1 protein-coding gene is annotated in these 2,188 nt (G+C 63.2%); it reads right to left on the minus strand.

Annotated elements, in window-relative coordinates:
* Window positions 1-118: 118 nt before the first annotated feature.
* Window positions 119-1,573 (minus strand): group II intron reverse transcriptase/maturase, encoded by a 1,455-nt coding sequence (gene ltrA, locus AOT87_RS00045; RefSeq protein ID WP_033711551.1) that lies wholly within the window; start codon window positions 1,571-1,573, stop codon window positions 119-121.
* Window positions 1,574-2,188: the final 615 nt, after the last annotated feature.

Here is a 2,188-nt window from a genome sequence, read left to right on the forward strand (position 1 = left end):
GATGTAGGGGTCGGACCGGGGCGCGGTGCCGGGATTGCTCCTGGCCCGTTTCCCCGGCCCGCCCTCCGCACCGGACGTGCGACTCTCGTCGCATCCGGCGCTCCACGGACTGCCACCGTTATGCGGGGACCGAGGTCGCCGCTGTGCTGGTCCACGGTGTGGGGATGTTGCTCGCCCGCCACCGATACCGAGTGATCGGAACGGTGGTGGTATCGAACATGACGATCCCATTCTCTTGCGGACGATTGCCTGGCCTTCCGGTCAGGAACCGCCGGTAGAGCTCCGCCCACGTGATCCGCTTGTGCCGTTTGAGCAGCCACTGGGTGACCCGATGCCAGGCAAAGGAATCGAGGTATCCGAAGGTTGCCTTCGACACACCGTGACGGAAATACGCACACCATCCTCGGAGCACCGGGTTGAGGCGTCCGAGGAGATCAGCAAGGCCATGATGACGTGCCTTCTTGGTCAGCGCCCGCACCTTCGTCATGATCGAAAGCAGCGCCTTCTTCGACGGGTAGGTGTAGACAGCTGCCTTGTTCGTGCCCTTCTTGCGGCGCCGCTGGATGCGGAATCCGAGAAAGTCGAACCCCTCGTCGAGGTGGCATACCTGGGTCTTCTCCACGGATAGCCGTAGCCCCAGTGGGGCAATGACATCCGCGACTTCGTCCCATAATGCGTCCGCGTGCGCTTTGGTTCCGGCCACCATGATCACGAAATCGTCGGCATAGCGGACGATCCGATAGGTGGCCCCGCCACGTTTGCGATGGGCATCTCGCCGCTGAGATGTCCGATGGGCATCCCATTTCACACGGAAATGTGCGTCCAACACCGTCAGAGCGATGTTGGCCAGCAGCGGTGAGAGTATGCCACCCTGGGGTGTGCCGGTATCAGATTCCCTGACCGTTCCGTCGCCAGACATGATGCCCGCCTTCAGGAATGCCTTGATCAGGGCCAGGACCCGCTTGTCGACGATCCGCGTGCGTACTCGTTCCATGATGGCGGAGTGAGCCAGTTCGTCGAAACACGCCGCGATGTCAGCCTCGAAGACCCAGTGATAGTTCCGGGTCCCCAAAGCATGTATCTCGGCGATCGCGTCCTGAGCGCGACGTCGGGGACGGAAACCGTAACTGACCGGCTCGAAATCCGCCTCGAAGATCGGCTCCAACACCAACAGCAACGACGCTTGAACCGTGCGGTCCATCGCCGTGGGAATACCGAGCCGCCTGAGTTTGCTGCTCCCTGGTTTGGGAATGAGTATCTCCCGCACCGGAAGTGGAGCAAATGTCCGTGCCTTCAGTTCGGTTCGAACGTGGCTCAGGAACGCCACCGTCTCGGCATCTCCGGTTATGGACGCAGGAGTCAGCCGGTCGACACCGGCTGAGCGTGCGCCCTTGTTGCCCCGCACCCGTTCCCACGCGACGGTGAGAAAGTCCGGGTGGTGGACGAGGTTGAACACATCATCAAAGCGGCGGTCGGAATCTTCGACCGCCCAGTGGTGCAGCTTGCGTTGCATCTGTCGTACCTGCCATGCCGCCTGATCGGGATCGGGCCATGACAGCTCACCGGTATTCACCAGTGCCTCCGTTCGTGTCGTGTTCGCTGCATCAATTCCGCTGGGGCCCTTCGCCATGCACGAGGCTTTCCCCCGCTCGGACTACTACGGCCCCTCCGCCCCACCGCGTGGCCATCGACAGACGACGCGTCAACCCGGATTCGGCGCCCTCGGCTGAGGACGACGACACGGGAGCCTCGCGATGGTTCCCACGTTCACTGCTGACCGCTCGAGGAGGGAGGTGCCCAGCTATGCCCCTGCGATATCGCCACGGCTACGCCGCAGGCATTCACCGTGGCCTCCAGCGGCAGCGACCTAAACCGCAGCCGGAGTTCCCAACACCGAGACGCCAGTGGTGTTGGTGCGCATCGCAGACCAGCCCGAATCCACCGGGTTAGAGCTGGCGGGAGACTTGAGAGGCGTTAAAACACTGGTTCCTCGCGTACACCTTCTCCTCATGCTTGCCGGACCCAGGCCATCCGGTAGTGCCGGCCTGTCCCGTCGTTGTCGGGGCTGCTTACCACCCTCGCCGGCGTCTCCCGGTCCAGGCTGCCCCCAGCTTCGTTACGCTGCTGCGACAGCACAACGGCGCAGGTCTCTCACCTCCGCTCGGTCACACAGCGCCTCGTGGCGCAC

Source organism: Mycobacteroides sp. H003 (assembly GCF_001440135.1).
GTDB classification, from domain to species: Bacteria; Actinomycetota; Actinomycetes; order Mycobacteriales; family Mycobacteriaceae; genus Mycobacterium; species Mycobacterium gwanakae.